General features: G+C 70.5%; 17 protein-coding genes. 10 read left to right on the top strand and 7 right to left on the bottom strand.

The window, feature by feature from the left end; all coding sequences use genetic code 11:
* Positions 1–49 precede the first annotated feature (49 nt).
* The 5 genes from OHA21_RS29590 (at position 50) to OHA21_RS29570 (ending at position 3,211) form a co-directional block, all read left to right on the top strand.
* A complete protein-coding gene (locus OHA21_RS29590; RefSeq protein ID WP_328460356.1) occupies positions 50–199 on the top strand; it encodes a hypothetical protein in 150 nt (49 codons plus the stop codon).
* Positions 196–852 carry an HAD family hydrolase gene (locus OHA21_RS29585; protein ID WP_328460354.1) on the top strand — a complete coding sequence of 219 codons (657 nt, stop codon included), beginning with the start codon at positions 196–198 and terminating at the stop codon, positions 850–852. The genes OHA21_RS29590 and OHA21_RS29585 overlap by 4 nt, the downstream gene beginning before the upstream one ends.
* Before the next feature lie 54 nt (positions 853–906).
* A complete protein-coding gene (locus tag OHA21_RS29580; RefSeq protein WP_328460352.1) occupies positions 907–2,562 on the top strand; it encodes a sodium:solute symporter family protein in 1,656 nt (551 codons plus the stop codon).
* An 11-nt stretch (positions 2,563–2,573) separates the two neighbouring features.
* Positions 2,574–2,873 (top strand): hypothetical protein, encoded by a 300-nt coding sequence (locus OHA21_RS29575; protein ID WP_328460350.1) that lies wholly within the window; start codon positions 2,574–2,576, stop codon positions 2,871–2,873.
* A gap of 86 nt (positions 2,874–2,959) precedes the next feature.
* Positions 2,960–3,211, top strand: a complete 252-nt coding sequence (locus OHA21_RS29570) for a hypothetical protein (protein WP_328460348.1) — start codon at positions 2,960–2,962, stop codon at positions 3,209–3,211.
* 3 nt (positions 3,212–3,214) lie between these two features.
* Here OHA21_RS29570 and OHA21_RS29565 read toward each other — a convergent pair whose 3' ends face one another.
* Complete coding sequence (locus OHA21_RS29565) at positions 3,215–4,321, bottom strand: PQQ-dependent sugar dehydrogenase (protein ID WP_328460346.1); 1,107 nt, start codon at positions 4,319–4,321, stop codon at positions 3,215–3,217.
* Between the two features lie 139 nt (positions 4,322–4,460).
* Between OHA21_RS29565 and OHA21_RS29560 the strand changes: the two genes are divergently transcribed.
* The 3 genes from OHA21_RS29560 (at position 4,461) to OHA21_RS29550 (ending at position 8,486) form a co-directional block, all read left to right on the top strand.
* Entirely contained in the window at positions 4,461–5,960 is a 1,500-nt protein-coding gene (locus tag OHA21_RS29560; RefSeq protein WP_328460344.1) for an alpha/beta hydrolase, read from the top strand.
* 77 nt (positions 5,961–6,037) lie between these two features.
* Entirely contained in the window at positions 6,038–7,831 is a 1,794-nt protein-coding gene (gene ggt, locus OHA21_RS29555) for a gamma-glutamyltransferase (protein ID WP_328460342.1), read from the top strand.
* A 70-nt stretch (positions 7,832–7,901) separates the two neighbouring features.
* Positions 7,902–8,486 (top strand): hypothetical protein, encoded by a 585-nt coding sequence (locus OHA21_RS29550; protein ID WP_328460341.1) that lies wholly within the window; start codon positions 7,902–7,904, stop codon positions 8,484–8,486.
* Positions 8,487–8,489: 3 nt separating this feature from the next.
* Here the strand turns inward: OHA21_RS29550 and OHA21_RS29545 are convergent, their stop codons facing one another.
* The 5 genes from OHA21_RS29545 to OHA21_RS29525 all read right to left on the bottom strand — a co-directional run bounded on the left by OHA21_RS29545 (position 8,490) and on the right by OHA21_RS29525 (position 16,513).
* Entirely contained in the window at positions 8,490–10,751 is a 2,262-nt protein-coding gene (locus OHA21_RS29545; protein WP_328460339.1) for a sensor histidine kinase, read from the bottom strand.
* A gap of 444 nt (positions 10,752–11,195) precedes the next feature.
* A complete protein-coding gene (trmB, locus tag OHA21_RS29540; RefSeq protein WP_328460337.1) occupies positions 11,196–11,870 on the bottom strand; it encodes a tRNA (guanosine(46)-N7)-methyltransferase TrmB in 675 nt (224 codons plus the stop codon).
* Positions 11,871–11,877: 7 nt separating this feature from the next.
* A complete protein-coding gene (locus tag OHA21_RS29535) occupies positions 11,878–12,942 on the bottom strand; it encodes a TolB family protein (RefSeq protein ID WP_328460335.1) in 1,065 nt (354 codons plus the stop codon).
* 309 nt (positions 12,943–13,251) lie between these two features.
* Positions 13,252–14,175: a DMT family transporter gene (locus OHA21_RS29530; protein ID WP_328460333.1), complete on the bottom strand. Its 924-nt coding sequence runs from the start codon at positions 14,173–14,175 to the stop codon at positions 13,252–13,254.
* Positions 14,176–15,898: 1,723 nt separating this feature from the next.
* Entirely contained in the window at positions 15,899–16,513 is a 615-nt protein-coding gene (locus OHA21_RS29525; RefSeq protein ID WP_328478607.1) for a hypothetical protein, read from the bottom strand.
* A gap of 222 nt (positions 16,514–16,735) precedes the next feature.
* Between OHA21_RS29525 and OHA21_RS29520 the strand changes: the two genes are divergently transcribed.
* A complete protein-coding gene (locus tag OHA21_RS29520) occupies positions 16,736–17,479 on the top strand; it encodes an alpha/beta hydrolase (protein WP_328460331.1) in 744 nt (247 codons plus the stop codon).
* Positions 17,480–17,485: 6 nt separating this feature from the next.
* Here OHA21_RS29520 and OHA21_RS29515 read toward each other — a convergent pair whose 3' ends face one another.
* On the bottom strand, positions 17,486–18,388 hold the full coding sequence (locus OHA21_RS29515; protein WP_328460329.1) for a proteasome assembly chaperone family protein: 903 nt from the start codon (positions 18,386–18,388) through the stop codon (positions 17,486–17,488).
* A gap of 148 nt (positions 18,389–18,536) precedes the next feature.
* Here OHA21_RS29515 and OHA21_RS29510 point away from each other — a divergent pair, with 148 nt between their 5' ends.
* Positions 18,537–19,211, top strand: a complete 675-nt coding sequence (locus OHA21_RS29510; protein WP_328460327.1) for an EcsC family protein — start codon at positions 18,537–18,539, stop codon at positions 19,209–19,211.
* Positions 19,212–19,238: the final 27 nt, after the last annotated feature.

Below are 19,238 nucleotides of genomic sequence, written 5' to 3'. Positions count from 1 at the left end.
GGTTGCGGTGGCCATGCGCTCACTGTGCGTACGCGGTAGGGTGATCGATGTGAAACTCGGTCTGCACCTCTCGAAATTCGCCTGGCCCGATGGGGCGCCGCGGCTCGGGCCCACCCTTGCCGGGATCGCGTCGGCCGCGGACGACGCCGGGCTCGACCGGTTCCGCGACGAGATCGTGCCCGCCCTGGAGGAGCTGTGAGCCGGATCAAGGCGGTCGTCTTCGACCTGGACGGGGTCATCATCGACACCGAGGAGGTCTGGGAGGAGGTCCGCCGGGGGTACGTCGCCGAGCACGGCCGCGAGTTCCTGCCGGACAGCCAGGACCGGATGATGGGGATGAGCACCGGGGAGTGGTCGGCGCATCTGGCTGACGAGGTGGGCGTTCCGCGTACGGCGCAGCAGGTCGCCGCCGACGTGCTGGGCCGGATGGCCGAGCGGTACCGGGAGGCGTTGCCGCTGATCCCGGGCTCGGTCGAGGTGGTCCGCGCGCTCGGCGCCCACTACCGGCTGGCGCTGGCCAGTTCGTCGGCGCGGATCCTGATCGACCAGGTGCTCGAGACCGCCGGGCTGACCGGCGAGTTCGAGGTGACCCTGTCCACCGAGGAGGTGCCGCGCGGCAAGCCGGCGCCGGACGTCTACCTCACCGCGGTGGACCGGCTCGGGCTCACCCCCGCCGACTGCGCGGCGATCGAGGACTCCAGCAACGGTCTGCGCTCGGCCGGCGCCGCCGGGCTGACCGTGATCGCCGTCCCGCACGGGGTCTACCCGGCCGCGCCGGACGCGCTGGCCCAGGCGAAACTCGTGGTCAGCGCCATCACGGAGGTGACTCCGGAGGCCATCGAGAAGCTCTAGTGTGAAAGATCTTCGATACGGGTATTCGCGGGCCGACTTCTCGGAGGTGGGCCCGTGGATGGACTCCGGCTCGACGTCAGCTTCGTCGACTACCTGATCCTCACCATCTATTTCGTCACGGTGCTGGGCGTCGGATTCGCCGCCCGGCGGGCGATCAAAAGCAGTTCCGACTTCTTCCTCTCCGGGCGCTCGATGCCCGCCTGGGTCACCGGTCTGGCCTTCATCTCGGCCAACCTGGGCGCCCTGGAGATCATCGGGATGTCCGCGAACGGCGCCCAGTACGGCATGATGACGGTCCACTACTTCTGGATCGGCGCCGTACCGGCGATGGTCTTTCTCGGCATCGTGATGATGCCGTTCTACTACGGCTCCAAGGTGCGCAGCGTCCCGGAGTTCCTGCGACTACGGTTCAACCGGCCCACCCACCTGTTCAACGCGGTCAGCTTCGCGGTGGCCCAGGTGCTGATCGCCGGCGTCAACCTGTACGCCCTGGCTCTGATCCTGCAGGCGCTGCTCGGCTGGCCGCTCTGGTCGTCGATCGTGGTCGGCGCGGTGATCGTGCTGGCGTACATCACGCTCGGTGGTCTGTCCTCGGCGATCTACAACGAGGTGCTGCAGTTCTTCGTGATCGTGGCCGGCCTGCTGCCGATCACCATCATCGGCCTGATCAAGGTCGGCGGCGTCGATGGCCTGTTCGAGAAGGTGCGCCAGTCCCCGCTCGGTGAAGCCGGCCTGCACACCTGGGCGGACACCGGTGGCACCGACAACCCGCTCGGCGCGAGCTGGATCGGCATCGTCTTCGGCCTCGGCTTCGTCCTCTCGTTCGGCTACTGGACGACGAACTTCGCCGAGGTGCAGCGGGCCCTGAGCGCCAAGGACATGAACGCGGCCCGGCGTACGTCGATCATCGGCGCCTTCCCGAAGCTGCTGGTCCCGGCGATCACCATCATCCCCGGCCTGATCGCCCTGGTGACCATCCAGGGGCTGGGCGCCGAGGAGGGCGACCTGATCTACAACAACGCCGTTCCGCTGCTGATGCGTGACCTGCTGCCGAACGGCGTGCTGGGCGTGGCGGTGACCGGTCTGGTGGCGTCCTTCATGGCCGGCATGGCGGCGAACGTGAGCGGCTTCAACACCGTCTTCACGTACGACATCTGGCAGACCTACATCCGACGGCACCGCAGCGACGGCTACTACCTGCGGGTGGGCCGGATCGCCACGATCGCCGGTATCGTCGTCGGCATCGGCACGGCGTTCATCGCGGCCGGTTTCGACAACATCATGAACTACATCCAGGCCCTGTTCTCGCTCTTCAACGCGCCGCTGTTCGCCACGTTCATCGTCGGCATGTTCTGGAAGCGGATGTCCGCGTGGGCCGGCTTCTGGTCGCTGCTGCTCGGCTTCCTCGCCTCGCTGACGCTCTACATCCTGCACCTGACCGAGACGCTGCACTTCAACTCGGACCTCGAGGAGAGCTTCTGGGGTGCGGGTCTCGCCTTCGTGACCGCGGTGGTGGTCGCGCTGATCGTCACGCCCTTCACCCCGGGCAAGTCGGACGACGAACTCCGCGGCCTGGTCTACGGCCTGGGCGGCCCGACCACCTCCGGCGAGGTGATCGTCGCCTCGGAGAAGGTCTGGTGGCGCAACCCGGTCCTGCTCGGCTTCATCGCCCTGGCGCTGGCCGTCCTGCTGTACATCCCCGTCTGGTGAGGAGAGGCCCGATGACTGACAAGAATGAGGAGAAGGTGGCCACCGCCGCCCGGCTCTTCGACGTCCGCAGTGTGATCGGTGGCCTGTTCATCCTCTACGGCGTGATCGTCACGCTGATCGGGATCTTCGACAGCCCGGCCGACATCGAGAAGGCGCAGGGCGTACGGATCAATCTGTGGATGGGCCTGGCGATGCTCGCGCTGGGCGCGTTCATGCTGCTCTGGCTCAAGCTCAACCCGCCGGCCCCGCCGCGCGATCCGGACGTGGAGGACGAGTTGCCGCCGGACGAGCGGGCGGCCCGCGAGTCCTGATGGCCGGGACGGTGCCGACCGGGTGCCGTTCCGTTGCACGCCCGCGAATCGTCAAGAGCACCACCCCGGCAACCGATAACCCGGGCATGGAACCCCTTGCCTCAGTCAGCAGCCTCGCCAGCTATGGCGGCCGCCGCGCCGCCGGCTGGCAGGTCCAACTACGAGTCGACTACGTCGTCAACCGGGTCATGGAGACCCACCGCGGTCAGTCCGAGGACATCGTGAAACAGGCCATCCAGGACCAGCTCCGCGTTTACGGGGTGGTGCCCAACAAACGACAGGTGGCGCAGTACGCCAGCGCCATCTCGTCGTTGCCCCAGCTGCCACCCCGCGGCTGATCGTCATCGCACCGGGAAACGCAGGATCCGGTCGTCACCATCGCGCGCGTCGCCGCGGCCGTCGGTGTTCGACGTGGTCAACCACAACGAACCGTCCGGCGCCACGGCGACCGTGCGCAGCCTCCCGTACTCACCGCTGAACTTCGCCTCGGTGCTTCCCCCGCCGAGCGGCACCCTCCACAGCCGTTCACCGCGCAGCGCGGCGACGTACAACGTGTCACCGGAGACGGCGGCCCCGCTCGGGGACGCCTCGTCGGTCGTCCACTGCACGATCGGGTTGACGTACCGGTCGTCGTCGCCGCGGCCCTCCACCTCGGGCCAGCCGTAGTTCTTGCCCTTCTCGATGACGTTCACCTCGTCCCAGGTGTTCTGGCCGAACTCGACGCCGTACATCCGGCCCTGCGCGTCCCAGGCCAGGCCCTGCACGTTGCGGTGGCCCAGGCTCCAGACCGGTGAGCCCGCCCACGGGTTGCCCGGCGCAGGCTCGCCGTCCGGCGTGAGCCGCAGGATCTTGCCGCTCGGGTCCGCGCGGTCCTGTGAGCGCGGCTCGTCGCCGGCGTCGCCGGTCCCGACGTAGAGCATCCGGTCCGGGCCGAACGCGATCCGCCCGCCGTTGTGCCGTGAGCCCTTCTCGATGCCGTCGAAGATCACTTCCGGCTCGCCGCCGCTCAGCTTGAACCGGACGATCCGGTTGTCGCCGGATGCGGTGAAGTAGGCGTACACCAGATCTGTCTCGGCGTGATCGGCCGCGACCGCCAGGCCCAGCAGGCCACCCTCGCCGCCGGCGTCCACACCGGCCACCCGGTACACCTCGCGCGGCTCGGCGCCCGGCTTGACCTGCAGGATCCGGCCGGTGTCGCGTTCCGCCGCCAGTGCGCTGCCGTCCGGCAGGAAGGCCAGGCCCCAGGGCACGTCCAGCCCGGACGCCACGGTCTGCGGATCGGTGAGGTCGGGCGTGCCGGTGGGCGCGGGGGCGCTCGCCGCTACTGACGCCGGTGCGGAGACGGTCGGCACCGGTTCCACGGTGGGCGGGGTCGCCGTGCCGTCGGAGGAGCAAGCGGTGAGGACGGCGACGCCGGTCGCCGCGAGAACCAGGCGGGCTGCGTTCATGACTCCAAAGGTGCCACGCCGCACCCTCCCGGGCCTTCTTCGTCTGCGTTAAATGTCGCTGTTTGCCGGATTCGGCGCAGTGATCCGGCCCAAGATGAGGGCCGCGCGGTGCGGTGGCCGCGCAGGGCGGAGTCGGGTTTTGCGAGCTTTGGCACGGCCGGTCACGGTCGCGATCCTCACCCTCACCACCCTTTTCGGGTACGCGCCACAGCCGGCCGGGGCCGAGCCGGGGATGGGCGTGCCGCCGCGCACCCGGTACGGCGGCACCGCGACCATCGCCTGGGAGCCCTGCGTCGAGGACGAGCAGGTGCAGTGCGGGACGATGCGCGTGCCGGCCGACTGGACCCGGCCGTACGGGCCGCAGATCGAGGTGGCCCTGGCCCGCCGCCCGGCCGCCGACCCGGCCCGCCGGCTCGGCGTCCTGATGGTCAACCCCGGCGGTCCGGGCGCCTCCGCGGTGAACATGGCCCTGGACACCGAGTTCTTCACCGCCGAGGTCACCGACCGGTTCGACATCGTCGGCCTCGACCCGCGCGGGGTGGGCCGCAGCTCACCGGTCCTCTGCGACCAGAAGCTGGTCGACACCAAGCCGTCGCCGTTGCCGGCCACCGAGGCCGAGTTCGGCCGGATCGCCGTCTTCAACCAGCGGCTGGCCGCCGACTGCGCGGCACGGTCCGGCCCGGCGTTCCACCACGCGGACACGGCCAGCGTGGTCCACGACATGGAGGCGCTGCGCGTAGCCCTCGGCGAACAGAAAATCAACTTCTACGGCGCCTCGTACGGCACGATGCTCGGCCAGCTCTACGGCGAGCTCTACCCCGCGCGGCTGCGCGGCCTGGTCCTGGACAGCGTGATGGACCACAGCGCCGGCGTCGACGCCTTCCTGACCCAGTCGGCCGAGGCCGCCCAGAACGCCTTCGAGCAGTTCGTCGCCTGGTGTGCGCGGGACGACAAGTGCGCGCTGCGGGGCCGCGACATCAAGGCGATCTGGGCCGCGCTGATGAAACGGGCCGAGGCCGGAACCCTGGCCGATCCGTACGACCCGCCGGCCCGCCTGCGCGTCTGGGACCTGATCTCGGCGGCGTTCAGCGCCTTCTACGACCCGCAGTGGTACTCCTTCGCGCACTACCTGAAGGAGGCGTACGAGCCGGCGCCGGCCGGGCCACGGGTGGGCAGCACACCGGTCGACCTCACCCCGCACAGCTTTCCGGCGGTGGTCTGTCAGGACTGGTCGCTGCCGATGGGTGGGTATGCCGGCTATCGGGCACGGTTGCGGGGGCTCGCCGTACGGGCACCGCAGATGCTCGCCTCCCCGCTGGCCCTGACCGCCGCGGCCGGCTGCCTGGGCTGGCCCACCCCGCCGGTCAACCCGCAGCGCCCGATCGCGAAGGCAGCCGGGCCGGTGCTGCTGGTCAACTCCCGGCACGACCCGGCCACCGCGTACGTCTGGGCCCGCCAGGTCGCCCAGCAACTGGGGCCGTCCGCCCGGCTGCTCACCTACCAGGGGTGGGGGCACGTCACCTACGACCACAGCGAGTGCGTGAGCGGGGCGGTGGATCGTTATCTGACCGACCTGAGCCTGCCCGCGGCCGGGGCGACCTGCCCGGCGATCGAGCCGGAACCGTACGGCGTCGGCTGAGCACCAGCGGTTGTGCCAGCCCTTCAACACGGGTAGGCAGGGAATTGACAACCGACACTGTCCGACCTGGAGGGCCGATGCGGTTCCTGCCCGCACTGACAGCGCTGTCACTGACCACCCTGGGGGTCGTGGCCGCGTCCCCACCCGCCACCGCGGGCGGGAACACGGCCCTCGGGCCGACCGCCACCGGATACGGCGGCGCGGTCGCCACCGTCGACGCCAACGCCACCGCCGTCGGCCTGGACGTGCTGCGGCGCGGTGGCAACGCGGTGGACGCCGCCATCGCGGCCGCCGCCACGCTCGGCGTCACCGAGCCGTTCTCGGCCGGGATCGGGGGCGGCGGCTTCTTCGTCTACTACGACGCCAAGCGCCGTGCGATCTCCACCATCGACGGGCGGGAGACCGCGCCGGCGTCGGCGACCGAGCGACTCTTCATCGATCCGGCCGACGGGTTGCCGTACGACTTCAACGAGGCCCGGGTCAGCGGGCTGTCGGTCGGCGCGCCCGGCACGCTCGCCACCTGGGAGTCCGCCGCCCGCAAGTGGGGCACCCGGTCGCTGGGCAGCCTGCTCCAGCCGGCCGCCCGGGTCGCCGAGCAGGGATTCGTCGTCGACGCGACGTTCAACCAGCAGATCGCCGCCATCGCGCCCGCGTTCGGCCAGTTCAGCTCGACCAGCGAGCTCTACCTGCCCGGCGGTGCTCCGCCCGCGGTCGGCACGATCCAGCGGAACCCGGACCTGGCCGCCACCTACCGGCTGATCGCGCGCAAGGGCACCGACGTCTTCTACCGCGGGGCGATCGGAGCGGACCTGATCGAGACCGTGCAGAACCCGCCGATCGCCGACGATCCGATCGGCGAGTGGGCGTACCCGATTCGGCCCGGCGCCCTGACCCGCGCCGACCTGGCCGGTTACCGGCTGCGCTACCCGGACCCGGTGCGTTCCGACTACCGCGGGCTGACGGTCTACGGCATGAACACGCCATCCAGCGGCGGCACCGCGGTCGGTGAGGCCCTCAACATCATCGAGAAGGGGCTGCCCACCTCGGCCGGGACCACCGAGAAGCTGCACTACTACCTCGAGGCGTCGGCCCTCGCCTTCGCCGACCGCAACCGCTACGTCGGCGCGGACACCCCGCAGCGGACCATCAAGCGACTGCTCTCCGATCGCTGGGCGAAGCAGCGGGCCTGTCAGATCGACCCGGGCAAGGCGCTCACCAAGCCGGTCCAGCCCGGTGACATCAACGCCACCGGCTGCACGCCGGCCGCCGTCGGCGGACCGACCGAGCAGGGGCAGAGCACGACCAACCTCACCGTCGCCGACAAGTGGGGCAACATCGTCGAGTACACCTTCACCATCGAGGCGACCGGTGGGAACGCGATGGTCGTACCGGGCCGTGGTTTCGTTCTCAACAACGAGCTGACCGACTTCAACTTCGCGCCGACCCAGGGCGACGCGCCCGACCCCAACCTGCCCGGCCCGAACAAGCGGCCGCGCAGTTCGATGTCGCCGACCATCGTGCTCAAGGACGGCAAGCCGTTCCTGGCGCTCGGCTCGCCGGGTGGCGCGACCATCATCACCACCGTGCTCCAGATGCTGGTCAACCGGGTCGACCTGGGCATGACGCTGCCGGAGGCGATGGCCGCGCCGCGGGCCTCGCAGCGCAACACCGCCGGCATCCAGGCCGAGCCGGCGTTCCGCGCCCAGTATGGGCCGGCGCTCACCGCGCTGGGCCACACCTTCGGTCCGGACGTGGCCGAGCTGGGGGCGGCCACCGCGATCGAATTCACCCGTGGCGGCGGCTTCATCGCCTCCTCCGAACCGGTCCGCCGCGGCGGCGGGGCGGCCGGGGTGGTTCGTCCGGCCCGCTGATCCTGTCGGACCCTCTTGCTAGCGTGTGCCCCCGTATCGATGTGTGCGGGGGCACACGGGGGAGGCGCTGATGCACGGATTCGAGGATTCCGACGGCATGTTTGCGCTGGCCTCCCGGCGCGTGATCCGTTTCGGCGTGGTGTTCGTGGTGGCCGTCGCCGTGGCGAACGCGCTGGGTCTGGCCGCTCTGTCCGCGGCCCGCACCGGCATCAATCAGAACGAGGTGGCCGCGTCGGCCTATTACGCGGTCGGCAGTTCCTTCCTCGGCCTGATCGGGCTGGTCTGCGTCTTCGGCCTCGTCGTCTGCACGATCGTCTGGATCATCAGTGCCCACCGGGTGACGCGCGCCGGGCCGGGTCTGGCCGGTTACAGCGGCGTCGTGCTCAGCCTCGCCCTGATCGTCCTCGCCTACCTGGCGCCGCAGTGGGCCTCGACGACCAACGGCGCGGTGCTCGCCGACACGGCGCTGCGCATCGGCGGCACGCTGGTGCTGATCGCCGGTGTGCTGATCACCCGGGCCCGCATCCACCGCGAGACCGGCCGCCCGACCGTCGCCGACCCACCTTCGCTGATCACCCAGGACGACTGGAACGGGACGTGGGACCCACTCGTGCAGCGGGAGATCGAGCGACGCCGCCGTGGGTCCGGCCCGTAACGATCAGCCGACGTCGAGCGGAAGCCGGATGAGCACGGTCGTCCCCGCATCCCCGCCGGTCAGCTCGATGCTGCCGTGATGGCGCTCCACCACCGCACGGCTCAGCGTCAAGCCCAGCCCGGAGCCTGGCAAGACCCGGTCATGGCCGCGGGCGGTCCGGTAAAGGCCGGTGAACATCTGCTCCCGCTCGATCCGCGGCACGTCAGCCGCGGCGTCCGAGACCGCCAGCTCGGCGGCGCGCCCGGTGCTGCGCAGCGTCACCTCGACGTGCCCGCCGTCCGGGCTGTACCGGACCGCGGTGCCGAGCAGGTTCTCCACGATGTGGCGCAGCCGGTCCCGGTCGCCGGGGACGATCAGCTCACCCGGCAGGTCGGCGTCGATCACCACGGGCGCGCCGTCGATCGCGACCCGGGTGCGGTCCACCACGTCGCGGACCACTGCGGCAAGATCCATCGGGGTACGGCGTACGTCCGCGTGCCCCGCGTCCAGCGCGGACAACTCGAGCAGCTCGTTGATGATGTCCCGCAGTTGCGTGGTGTTCCGCTCGATCACCTGGATCAGCCGCGGCCCGTCCCGGACCAGGGTCGCCTCGTCCGCCTCGCGCAGCAACTCGGTGTAGGCGCTGATCGACGTGAGCGGGGTGCGCAGCTCGTGCCCGATCAGCGCCAGGTACTCGTTCTTGCTCCGGGTCAGCTGCCGCTGCAGATCCTCCACCCGGCGCCGCTCCACGAACTGCCCGAGGTGCGCGGCGATCCCGGACATCAGCGCGACCAGCTCGTCCTCCGGATCCTCGACCGCGTCGGCGAACACGGTCAGCACCCCGATCGGGCCGGACCCGTCGTGCACCGGGATGGCCAGCGCGGTGTGCAGCCGCTCCGCCGCCATCGTCGGCGAGATCAGGCTCTGCGGGCGGCCCACGTCCCGGATCCAGAGCGGCTTGTCCACCTGCCAGGCCCGACCGGCGAGGCCCTGGCCGTACGGCAAGCTCTCCGGAACCACGATCCCGGTCGGCCAGCCCGGGGCGCTCCACCGCGCGGCCGGCCGGATCGTCCCGCCGTCGACCATCCACAACTCGGCGTGCACCCAGTCCAGGGTCGCCACCACGGCTTCCAGCACGCGCGGCCCGGCCGCCTCGATGCTCGGCGCCCCGGCCAGCGCGGTCGTCACGGCCAGCTCGCAGCTGCGGAACCGTTCGGCCCGCCGCTGCCGGGTGACGTCCTGCACGGCCTGCACCGCGCCGACCACCCGGCCGTCCAGCCCGTGGATCGGCTGGGCATCCATCAGGAAATGCCGGGTACGCCGGCTGCGGCCCTCCAGCGCCACCGGCTCGTCCCGGATCCGTTCGCCGCGCAGCGCCCGGTTCAACCCCAGATCGTCGCGGGTCAGCGGGGCGCCGGTCGGGTCGGTCAGCCCGGACGCCAGGTCGGTGCCGTCACCCCAGAGCCGCCGCATCCGCTCGTTGACGAACACGATCCGCCCGGTGGCGTCGCAGGCGGTCACCCCGTCGTGCAGGCTGTCCAGCACGGCGTCCAGGAACCGGTGCTGCTGCTCGAGCTCGTAGCGCGCCAGCTGCTCCCCGATCAGCAGCGTCGCCACCTCGGCAGCCTCGGCCACCGCGGTGATCTGATCCGGCGACCACTCCCGGGGCCGGTGGTCGTAGGCGCAGCACACCCCGAGCACCATCCCGAACCGGTCATGCACCGGATACCCCAGGTAGGCGCCACCGTCGGCGGCAAGCACCCCGTCCGGTACGCGCTCGTCGTTGCTCGCATCGTTGATGATCACCGCGACGCCGGTCCGGACCACCATGCCGCCGAGCGAGTTCTCCAGCCCGGTCTCGGCCACCACCTCCCAGTCGGCGGAGATCCCCCAACTGCCGTAGAGGCGCAGCCGGCTGCCCTCGACGAACTGGATGCAGGCGCTGGGCACCTGCGCGGCCCGGGCCACCAGCGCCGCCAGCTGGTCGGCGGAGCCGCTGGTCAGCACGCCGCGGTGCAACGTCGGGCCGGCCGCGGTGGCTTCAGCGAGCACTTCCCGGAAGATCCCGGCCCGGCGCGGCGTGTGTGCGCCGTCGGCCGGGCTGACCCGGGAGCCTCCAGCAGCTGCTCCGGCCGCCGTCGCAGCGGCCCCGGCGGCCTCGGCAGCGGCTGTCGCTGCGGTCGCGGTCATGGCGGCGGCCGCACTCATCGCCGCTGCCGCGCTGCTGGCGGCTGCGAGGTCGGTGGCCGCGGCATCAGGGGCGGCCGAAGCGCCGGTAGCAGCCACGTTCGGAGGGGGCGTAGCTCGCGCCTGATTCGCGGCGGACGCCGGTTTCGGCTGGTTCGTGGCGGCCGTCGGCGGAATGAAATGTCCGTCGACGGCCGTCCCCCCGTAAAGGTCGGCCGGGCGTGCGAATGCCGCGGCTTCCGCCGCAGGGATCCTTCCGGACCGCCCGGCGCCGTCGCCGGAGTCATCTCGCCGCATGGCCGACCTCCACTCCTCAGGGTAGTGGCGCGAAAGCCCTAAAAGCGGCAAATTGCCAGACCATCACCGCAGACGGAGCCGAGCCGCCAGCAACAAACGCACCCCAGCCGCCGACCGCCTCAAGCTGGGCCGGCGGCTGGCAGCGAACCCGGCCGCCGGCCACGTCGGGCCGTGCCGGCCGCTGCCGGCGTGCCCGGCTGGCGGCCGCGGGAACCGCGCTGGGCAGAGCGCGTAGGCGTACCCCGCTCAAACTCGCGCGTAGCGCAGATCTTTGATCGGCCGGCCTGCTGCCGTGCCGCGCCGCTCGAACTTGGTCTCCGGCCGGGCGTGCGGGGTCGCCGGCAGGCGGCGCAGGTGCGGATCAGCGTCGAGCGTCTCCGCCATCGCGTCCGCGTAGTGCGGCCAGTCGGTGGCGCAATGCAGCACGCCGCCCGGGCGCAGACGGTCGCGGAGCAGGGCCACGTTCGCCGGCTGGATCAGGCGGCGCTTGTGATGCCGGGCCTTCGGCCACGGGTCCGGGAAGAACACGTGCACCGCGTCCAGCGCTCCCGGCGCGATCCGATGCACGAGCTGGAGGGCGTCTCCGTGCGCTACGCGCACATTCGTCAGGCTTTGTTCGCCGGCGAGCGCGAGCAGGTTGCCGATGCCCGGCGTGTGCACTTCGACGCCGAGGAAGTCGCGGTCCGGCTCGGCAGCGGCCATCGAGGCCGTTGCGTCCCCCATTCCGAAACCGATTTCCAGTACGACCGGAGCCGCGCGCCCGAACAACTCGGTGAGATCCAGTGGACTCCGGTCACCATCAGTGATCATCAGGCCGAACCGTGGCCAGAGCGCCTCGTGCGCGTCGAAGTGACGGGCGCTCATCCGCCCGCGTCGCGGATGGAAGGTACGGATCGGGCGTGCCGCGGAAGTCTCACTCATCGCGGCCCTACGATACGGCGGGCTGCACGCTCGGCTGCGAACCGGACCGGAACGGGACCCGGACCCCGTTCGCCAGGCCGACCACGGTCACCCACGAGCCGCCCGCGTTCTGGCTGGTCACGACGGCGCGGGAGGCGTCCAGGTAGTCGAGTTCACGGTCCAGAGAGGTGCCCACCGTGCGCTTGGCCCCGGTCACCGTGTCGTACTCCACCAGGTGCACCGGCAGGTTCTCGGCCGCCGTCTCACCCTCCTGGTACGCGGTGAACGCCAACTTCGCCCCGTCCGCCCGCCAGCTCGGGATCACCGCGAAACCGCTGTTCTGGACGCCGCCACCCCCGTACGCGGCAACCGTCTTCTCCGCGCCCGACGTGATCGTCCCGATGCTCAGGCAGGCGTCATAAACGGACTCGCAGTCACCCCCACGGAACGCCACCCGCGTCCCGTCCGGTGACCAGGCCACGGCGTCGTCCGTACGCAGCCGTTCCGTCAACTGTGCGGAAGCGGTCCGGGCCCCCGCCACCTTCTCGGCCGGCATTGCCTTTTCGGCCGGCATCGCCTTCTCGGCCGGCATCGCCTTCTCGGCCGGCATCGCCGCGCGCCGGCACTCTCGCGGAAACAGCACCTCGACCTTGCCCTTTCCGGTTGCCGCGATCCGGTACACGCCCGGCCCGCCGGTGCAGGACAGCGAACCGAACGCGATCCACTTCCCGTCCGGCGACCAGGACGGACCGCCGGCCGGCCGGGTGCTGAGCCGTCGCTGACCGGTGCCGTCCGCCTTCATGATCCAGAGCTGGCCGCTCTTGAGGAAGGCGATCTGCCGCCCGTCCGGCGACCAGCGCGGACGGGCGTGCCCGCCGCCGGTGGTCAGCCGCTTCTCGCCGGCGCCCTTGCTGACGTGGACGTCGCCGCCACGCACGTACGCCACCAGGCTCGGCAGCTCAACCGAGGCTGCTCGCGCTTCGACCGTGGCTGCTTGCGCTTCGACCGTGGCCGCTTGCGCTACTGCCGGCTGCAGGAACGCACCACCACCCAGCGCCGCCGCCAGCGTCACCAATCCCGCGATCTTCTTCATGGCCGAACGCCCCCCGAGGTCCTGCCGTCGCCTTCCACCAGGAGAAATCGTCGCAACCGGCTTGCACCTAAGAACTTCCCCCACCGATACCAACGAGCTCGGCCCCCAGACGCCGCGGATCTACCGACGAGGCAGCGCCGGCCTCACTCGTGCGCCGGCGCTGCCTGACGGGCGTTGACGCAGCGCCGGCGCACAGCCGGATGATCAAAGCCCACAACAGGGCCTCAGCCGCATTGCCCTCCGACGCGAAATCAGGCTGCGGCTGCCCCGCCTGCAGCCGCAGCCGGCATTGCGAATATGACCCACTCGCTAGCCCGAAATGCGCCCTTCATCAGCACTCAGATAGAGCGAAGCCACAGCCCCGAGCAGCAGCAACCCACCAACGATCGTCGTCCCCGCGAGCGGCTCGCCGATCAACACCACGGCCAGCAGCGCCGCAACGAGCGGTTCCAGCAGAGTGACCACAACAGCAACGCTGCCCGAGGTACGCCGCAAACCCGAATAGAACAGCGCATAGGCCAACGCCGTGGTGATCGCCCCCGCATAGATCAACAGCGCAACCGGCGCCGCCTCCGGCGAGAAGGCGAGGCCTTCCACCACTGCAATCGGCGCCAGCACAATCGCACCGATCACGCACGACAGCGTCGTCAAAACCAACGGGGGTACGCCCTGAGCAGTGTGCCTGCCAACCGCAGCCGACGCGGCGTAGACGATGCCGGACGCAACAGCCGCGACCAGGCCCAGCCCGGCGGTAGCCGAACCCAGTTCGACCGTCGCCCCGGCGATCAGAACAAGGCCGACGATCGCCGCGACCGATGCCCCGAGAGTCGCGGCCCCAGGCCGCTGCCGGGTACGCACCGTTTCCCAAGCACTCAACAGCACCGGCGCGAGGCCGAGGCTCACCACAGTCGCCACGCTGACCCCGCCCAGCCGAACCGCGACGAAGTACAACGCCTGATAGGTGGCCAGCCCAACGCCGGCCGCCGCCGTAGCTACCGGCGCCGCCCGAAACGCGGCCACAATCCGCCGCCGATGCGGAATACCGATAACGAGAAGAACCACAGCCGCAATAGCAAGCCGATAAAAACCAATGGCAAGGGCACCCAGCCCGGTACGCCCAGCAACAACCTGGACGACGACACCGGTGGTACCCCACAGCACCCCGGCTGCAGAAAGTTGCAGAAGGCTCAGCCTTTTTCCAGCCGAGACAGTCGACACAAAGAAAATGGACACGCGCGCTCCGAAGAAGTGAGTCGTTTCAGACCGGCCGCGGAGCGCAGCCCATACTCACCGCCCGAGCAATGCCCGACCGGCACAAAAGCGCGCTCCGCTCAGGAGCGCGGCGGCGGCAGTACGCCAGGGAACGGACTCACCGCAGCAGATTAGCGACCAAGCCTTCAAGACCACCCCCACAAATCCCGAACTGTGGCCCACGCAACCCCACCCCCGAACGAGCCCAACCGACACACCCCCGCCACCCCCAACCCGACCCGATCGGACTTGCCCCGAGCTGCACCACCACGAAGAGATCGCCCTGATCTGGGCCGCCTCGACCGGGTCGGCCTCGATCGCGGCCACGCTGAGCAGCCGAGCCGAACGTGACCGAGCCGAACGTGACCGAGCCGAACGTGACTGAGTCGGACCGAGCGGAACGTGGCCGAGCCGGACCGGGCCGAACGGGGCCGAGCCGAATCGAGCGGAACGGGGCCGAGCCGGACCGCGCCGAACGGGGTGGAGCTGAGCTGGGGCCGGTCCAGAGCCGAGCCGAGCTGAGCCGAGTTAAGCCGAGGCGAAGGGCCGAGCACGGCTCCCGAACCAAGTGAGTCAGAGCGGCCGAGGCTGGCCAGGGACTGGCCTGAACTAATCCGCTCGCCGTAATCACGGACTCCCGCACCGTCGTGTTTCGGGTTGAGGGTGCGTTGTCGGTCAGCTGGGCTGGTCCGGCTGTCGCTCAGTGTCGTGATTTCCGGGTTGAGGGTGCGCTGTTGGTCAGCCGGTTGGTCCGGCTGCCGTTCAGCGTTGTGATTTCAGGGTTGAGGGTGCCCTGGCTGTCAGCCGGGTCGTCCGGCTGTCGCTCAGCGTCGTGTTCTTCGGATTGAAGGTGCGTTGGCCGTCAGCTGGTGCGGGTCGGCTGTTGTTCAACGTTGCGAGGTTGGTCAAGCCGGCGTGGGTGGTCGCGCGACAGCGGAAGCAGCCCTGGGGATGGGAGGGGCAACCGTGCAAGATCGCGGCACGGGAAGGGCTGGCGGCCGGGGAGCAAGCCTAGACGCAACGGGCCTGAGACACGGCGTTCCCCGACGTGGAATCACGTCGGGGAACGCACGTGGGCCCGGGCGGGGAGGATCCCTGGAGCCGGAAGGTGGTCAGAGTCGTAAGCCGTTGTCACGCGTCAGGATCGCCGTTGGGCATCGCCGGCGGGCGCGTGGCCAGGTCCGGATGGACTGACCTGCGTGGCGCTACAGAAGCCGATCACCGTGCAGCGGGGCGATCACCGCGCACCCAGCCGACCGATCACCGCACACCCAGCCGATCAACGCGCAGCTGGGCGATCACCGCACACACAGCCGATCAACGCGCAGCTGGGCGATCACCGCACACACAGCCGATCAACGCGCAGCTGGGCGATCACCGCACACACAGCCGATCAACGCGCAGCTGGGCGATCACCGCACACCCAGCCGATCAACGCGCAGCTGGGCGATCACCGTGCAGCCGGCCGATCGCTGCAAGCCCAGCTGACAATCGGGCAACTGGCCGATCGCCGCGCAGGCGGGCGATCATTGCTCAGTCGGCGATCACCGTGTAGCTGGCCGATTGCCGCGAGATCGGCGGGTCAGCGCAAGGTTGGCTGATCGCCGGTCGAGCGGGCCGATCGCTGTGGGGCGATCGGCTCCGGCTCGACGGGTGTGGGGTCAGTGGTGAGGGCTAGGCCGGGAGGGCGGCCGGCGGTGGGTGGTCAGGCGGCTGGGGTGGCGGTGGCGGCCCACATCGCGGTGAAGGCGGCGGCCTCGCCGGAGAGCCAGCTTTCGATGTCGGCGGGGCGGGCGGCTGGGTCGATGCGGTGGGTGACGCCGCGGCGCAGGTCGACGAGGACGGGCTCGGCGTTGGGGAGGATCTGGTCCATGTGGCGGGCCATCAGGTGCAGCATCGCGGTGGTGGCCTCGGCGCTAGGCGGGTCCTCGTCGAAGTGCAGGCGGACGGCTTCGCGGCGGCCGTCCTCGTAGCGCAGGCCGAAGTGGGGGTTGATCTTCACGGCCAGCGGGCCGACGGTGGCGATGGCGTCGCGGGTCTGGGCGAGGCTGACCTGCTCCGGGTCGCCGAGTGAGGACAGGTAGGTGCCGGCGCCGGTGCGAAGCGTTTCGTACAGCGGCTTCCACCGCTCCTTCACCAGGTTGGTCACGCCGGCGAGGTAGCTGCCGCCGGTGCGGAACGCGATGTCGGCCTTCAGCGCCTTCACCAGCTGGCCGTGCGGGTTGAAGCCGCTGCGGCGCTCCCGCTGGCGGCGCAGGCCGCCGACGAAGGTGGCCTTGGCGGGGCCGGTGCGAGACACGTACCGGGTGAAGCCGAGCATCGTCGCATACGGCGGGATCACGGGCACGGGGGTGGTCGAGATCGTGGACAGGGTGGACGTGGTCACGTCGGTCTCCTCACTCGCGCCGCGGACACAGCTGCGCTCGGAAGCGCCTGAAGATCCGCAGCTCAGGGCCCCTCTTTCGTACATACATTCTAATCGACAGGTACGACATTCCCAACTGGACGAAGGCGGCGGCCGTCGATGGCGGAGACTGTCGGAATGGCCTTGATCCGCTGCGACTTCAACTCCAAGGCACTCGAGCTGAGCACCTCCATGACGGTGCTGCTGCCCGACGGCGTGAGCGAACCGCCACCGGTGCTCTACCTCCTGCACGGGCTGACCGACGACCACACGGCGTGGACCAGGTACACGTCGGTGGAGCGATACGCGGCCGAGCGCGGGCTGGCGGTCGTGATGCCGCAGGTGCACCGCAGCTTCTACGCCAACGAGGCGTACGGGATGCGGTTCTGGGACTTTCTCTCCGCGGAGCTGCCGGAGACGGTCGGCCGGCTCTTCCGGGTGTCGGCGCGGCGCGAGGACACCTTCGTCGCGGGACTGTCGATGGGCGGCTACGGCGCGATCAAGTGGGCGCTGCGGGAGCCGGAGCGGTTCGCCGCCGCCGCTACGTTGTCCGGGGCGCTCGATCTCGCGTACATCCAGGAACACGACCTGCGACCGCACATGCGTGCCCTGGTTGCGCGGGTCTTCGCGGACCGGCACGTGGCCGGCGGCGACGAGGATCTGATGCATCTGGTCCGCGTGGCGGACCGTGCCTCGGCGCCGCAGCTGAGGTTGCGCTGCGGCACCGAGGATCACCTGCTGGCGCAGAACCGCCGTTTCGTGCAGGCGTGCGCGACGGCCGGCGTCGAGCTGGACGCGGAGTTCGGACCGGGCGGGCACGCCTGGGACTACTGGGACGAGCAGCTCCCGGCCGTGCTCGACTGGTTACCGATCAAGCGCTGAGAGCTTCTACTCGTCCCTGCTCTGCTCGGCGAGGAAGCGCTCGAGCTCGGCGCCGAGCTCCTCAGCGGTGGGCAGCGGCCCGTCCGTCTCGGCCAGCAGGTTGCCCTGGCGCCCGCGCAGGAACGCGTCGTACTGCGCCTCCAGCGAGGTGACCAGGCGCCCGGCCTGCTCGTCGTCGGCGATCTGCTTGTCGACCTCCTCGCGGACCAGCGCGGCGGCCTCCCGCAGCCCGCCGGTCGGCAGGGCCAGGCCGGTGCTCGCGGAGACCGAGTCGAGCAGCAGTTCGGCGGCGGCCGGGTAGCCGGTCTGGGCGAGATAGTGGGGTACGTGAGCCGCGTACCCGAGGGCGTCGTGGCCGGACTGCCCGAGCCGGAACTCGAGGAGGTTGCCGACGCTGGCCGGCACCTGCACGCGCTGCAGCCACGACTCGTGATCACCGAGGAGCCGCTTGTCGGTGGCGTGCGCGGTGACCCCGACCGGGCGGGTGTGCGGCACGGCCATCGGGATGGCGTTGAGGCCGACAGTGACCCGTACGCCGAGCTGGTCGATCAGTGCGGTGATCGCGGCGATGAACCGTTCCCACTGCAGATCCGGCTCCGGGCCGGCGAGCAGCAGGAACTGGTTGCCGAGTTGGTCACGCACCAGGTGCAGGGCCAGCCGAGGGTCCTCGTAGCTCTCGAAATGGTCGGCCACGAAGATCATCGGAGGGCGGCGGGACCGGTAGTCCAGGAGCTGATCCAGGTCGAAGGTGGCGATGACCTCGCTCTCCAGATGCTCCAGCAGGTGTTCCCGGGCGAGCTGGATCGCGCTGCCCGCGTCCACGAAACCGGTGAGCGCCTGGATGAGCACCGGGCCGTCCAGGTCCGGCAGATCACCGGACACCTCGTAGAGCCCGTGTGGATCAAGCACGCTGCGGACCTCCTTGAGAGCAGAGCGGGTTCTTGTGCCAACAGTGAACCCGCGACGTTCATTCCACCAACCGCGATGATCACCTATGTGCGCGCACCCGCCACAATGAGGTGCAGATCGGCTTCTTCGCCCCCCTCGGAGTGAGTCTGTGACGCAGCCCACCACCACACCCATCGCCATCGAGACCACCACCCCACCCGGCACCCTCTGGTCCCGGATGAAGTCCGACCCGCAGTACGCCCCCGAGCACCTGGCCCTGGAAGCGGTCCGCCGCCTCGGCCCGGAAGCCGCCCGCTGGGCCGAGCGGACGCGCGCCGAACGACCCGGGCTGAGCCCCGACGAACTGGCCGTCCTGGCCGTGAAGCACTTCACCACGCTGGCCCGGGTCTCCGGTGCGGTCTCCGGCGCGGCCGGCCTGCCCGGCGCGGTGCTCGACGTCGGCATCCTGGCCTGGACCCAGGCGCGGATGGTCCTGCACGTCGCCGCGGCGTACGGCGTCGACCCGACCGCCCCGGAACGGGCCACCGAGCTGCTGGTGCTGCAGCGGGTCCACAAGTACGGCGAGACCGCGCGGATCGCGCTCGGGGTCGCCGCCGGACGGGAGCGGGCGAGCCGGCTCTTCACCGGCGCTAGCGGTCGGCCGCTGACGCGCGTACTGATCACCATGGGTGTCCGGCTTGCCCAGATGGCCGGCGTGCGCGCCGCGCGCCGTGTCTTCGCCAAGATGGTGCCCGGCGCCGGCATGATCCTCGGCACCTGGGTCAACTCGGCGGCCACCAAGGAGCTGGCCCGGCGGGCCAGGATCCAGTACCGGAAGGGCTAAGCAACGCGGGCGGCGGTCCGATCTCCC

Source organism: Actinoplanes sp. NBC_00393 (assembly GCF_036053395.1).
Classification (GTDB): Bacteria; Actinomycetota; Actinomycetes; order Mycobacteriales; family Micromonosporaceae; genus Actinoplanes.
Note: the sequence above shows the minus strand (reverse complement) of the source record. Positions and strands in the feature narration are given on the sequence as shown.

Excerpts from the sequence above, each read along its gene's own strand:
- OHA21_RS29575 (WP_328460350.1), top strand. The coding sequence starts at position 2,574 with ATGACTGACAAGAATGAGGAGAAGGTGGCCACCGCCGCCCGGCTCTTC.
- OHA21_RS29570 (WP_328460348.1), top strand. The coding sequence starts at position 2,960 with ATGGAACCCCTTGCCTCAGTCAGCAGCCTCGCCAGCTATGGCGGCCGC.
- OHA21_RS29565 (WP_328460346.1), bottom strand. The coding sequence starts at position 4,321 with ATGAACGCAGCCCGCCTGGTTCTCGCGGCGACCGGCGTCGCCGTCCTC.
- ggt (WP_328460342.1), top strand. The coding sequence starts at position 6,038 with ATGCGGTTCCTGCCCGCACTGACAGCGCTGTCACTGACCACCCTGGGG.
- OHA21_RS29550 (WP_328460341.1), top strand. The coding sequence starts at position 7,902 with ATGCACGGATTCGAGGATTCCGACGGCATGTTTGCGCTGGCCTCCCGG.
- trmB (WP_328460337.1), bottom strand. The coding sequence starts at position 11,870 with ATGAGTGAGACTTCCGCGGCACGCCCGATCCGTACCTTCCATCCGCGA.
- OHA21_RS29535 (WP_328460335.1), bottom strand. The coding sequence starts at position 12,942 with ATGAAGAAGATCGCGGGATTGGTGACGCTGGCGGCGGCGCTGGGTGGT.
- OHA21_RS29525 (WP_328478607.1), bottom strand. The coding sequence starts at position 16,513 with ATGCTCGGCTTCACCCGGTACGTGTCTCGCACCGGCCCCGCCAAGGCC.
- OHA21_RS29520 (WP_328460331.1), top strand. The coding sequence starts at position 16,736 with ATGGCCTTGATCCGCTGCGACTTCAACTCCAAGGCACTCGAGCTGAGC.